This is a genomic window from Acidobacteriota bacterium, assembly GCA_003225175.1.
Lineage (GTDB): Bacteria > Acidobacteriota > Terriglobia > Terriglobales > Acidobacteriaceae > Gp1-AA112.
Genome location: QIBA01000216.1, coordinates 1 through 2,149 on the forward strand (window position 1 = coordinate 1; position 2,149 = coordinate 2,149).

General features: G+C 53.4%; 1 protein-coding gene. It reads right to left on the reverse strand.

The genetic code is table 11. The features are described from left to right. On the reverse strand, positions 1-2,149 hold a 2,149-nt coding region (locus tag DMG62_24710; GenBank protein PYY19354.1), incomplete at both ends, for a carbamoyl phosphate synthase large subunit.

The window sequence follows — 2,149 nt, forward strand, 5'->3', positions numbered from 1 at the left end:
CAGATTTTTGAAACAAACGGAAAGCTTCGCGAGGCACGCAGATTAGCCTCAATTACTTTGACGTTTGTGCCTTGGGCGAGATATTGAACGTTCAACGGTCCCGTTACTCTCAGCGCGTCAGCAATCCGCTCCGTAATCTTTTCAACCTTGCGGATCACTTCAGGATAAGTGCGCTGTGGTGGAACGACCAAGGTTGCGTCGCCTGAGTGAACGCCGGCATTCTCCACGTGCTCGACCGCAGCCATAGCCAGGATCTCCCCTCGGGAAGCAACCGCATCGACCTCGATTTCCTTCGCGTCTTCAAAAAACTTGGAAATAACTACTGGATGCTTTGGGGAAACATCCGCTGCCTTGTTCAAGAAAAGCTCACATTCCCTTGCATTAGTCGCCACACCCATGGCTGCACCGCTTAGAACGTACGATGGCCGGAGCAGGACGGGATAACCCGTTTCCTTCGCAAATGCTACCGCATCGTCGAGAGAAGGCGCTTCGCGCCAGGCGGGCTGATCGACTCCAATGCTATCGAGTAACTTCGAAAACTTATGTCGATCCTCGGCGCGATCGATATCCATGGCGGAGGTTCCAAGAATGTTCAATCCCGCATGATGAAGCTGAACGGCGAGATTATTCGGAGTCTGACCACCAACTGAGATAATCACTCCGATGCATTGCTCCCGCGCGTAAATATCGAGCACATTTTCCAGGCTAATCTCGTCGAAGTAAAGTCTGTCGCAGCTGTCATAATCGGTACTGACTGTCTCTGGATTGAAATTCAGAAGAATCGAGCGGTAGCCCAGCTTTCGGAGAATGCGGGAGGCGTTCACACAGCACCAGTCAAACTCAACCGAACTGCCGATGCGATACGCGCCCGATCCGAGGAGAAGCACGCTCTTACCTTGTTCGGTTTGCACGTCATCTCCATCTCCATTAAACGTCAGGTAGAGATAATTCGTTTGTGCCGGGTACTCGGCTGCCAGAGTGTCGATCTGCCTGACCACTGGGGATATCCCCATGTTCTGCCGGTGTCTCCAAACAATCGTCTCATCCATTTCGAGAATCGAGCCTAATTGGCGATCGGAGAATCCGGCGCGCTTGGCCTCAAGCAAAACTTGTTTTGGACACGGTTCACCCTTGTAGCTTTCGAGGAGATCTTCGATCTCTACCAGATGATGAATACAATGGAGAAACCATTCATCAATATGCGTTAGCTCATGAAGCTGCTTAACGCTATGATCGTTTCGCATTGCCCAAGGTAACGCGAAGACGCGATCCGGCCCAGGATTCGCCAGCAAATCCTTTGCCGTCGCCGGATCAATAGGCCGGGTTGCGACGATTCCATCGTGACCAATGTCGAGCATCCGTGCTGCCTTCTGTAATGCCTCTTCAAATGTCCTGCCAATGGCCATAACTTCGCCCACGGATTTCATGCCTGAGCCCAAGTCGCTTGACGCGCTGCGGAATTTCTTCAGATCCCACCGAGGGATCTTGACGACTACGTAGTCTAATGCGGGTTCAAAGCACGCCGTCGTAGTCCGCGTTACGGAATTCGGGAGATCGGTAAGACTGTATCCCAGCGCGAGTTTAGCAGCGATATAGGCCAGCGGGTATCCAGTTGCCTTTGACGCAAGAGCTGAGCTTCGGCTGAGCCTGGCGTTGACTTCAATCACGCGGTATGCGTCTGATTTCGGATCAAGCGCAAACTGAATATTGCACTCACCAACAATCTTCAGATGGCGAACAACGCGGATGGAAAGCTCCCTCAGCCGATGGTAATCGCCGTTCGTGAGAGTTTGACTGGGCGCCACGACAATGCTTTCGCCCGTATGGATACCAAGAGGGTCAACGTTCTCCATGTTGCACACGGTGATGCAATTGTCCGATTCGTCTCGCACGACCTCGTATTCCACTTCCTTCCAGCCATTGAGGTATTCCTCTACGAGGACCTGTGGCGAATAGGCCAAGGCCCTCTTGACCCGTTCCTCCAACTCCCGTCCGTCCTTGCACACGCCAGAGCCCAATCCTCCCAGCGCAAACGCAATTCTTACCATGACCGGATAACCGATTTCGGCTGCCGCTTTTTTGGCCTCCTCCAGCGTGGTCGCCCCCTGGGAACGCGGCGCATCAACGCCGATCTCGGTCAGCCGCCTCA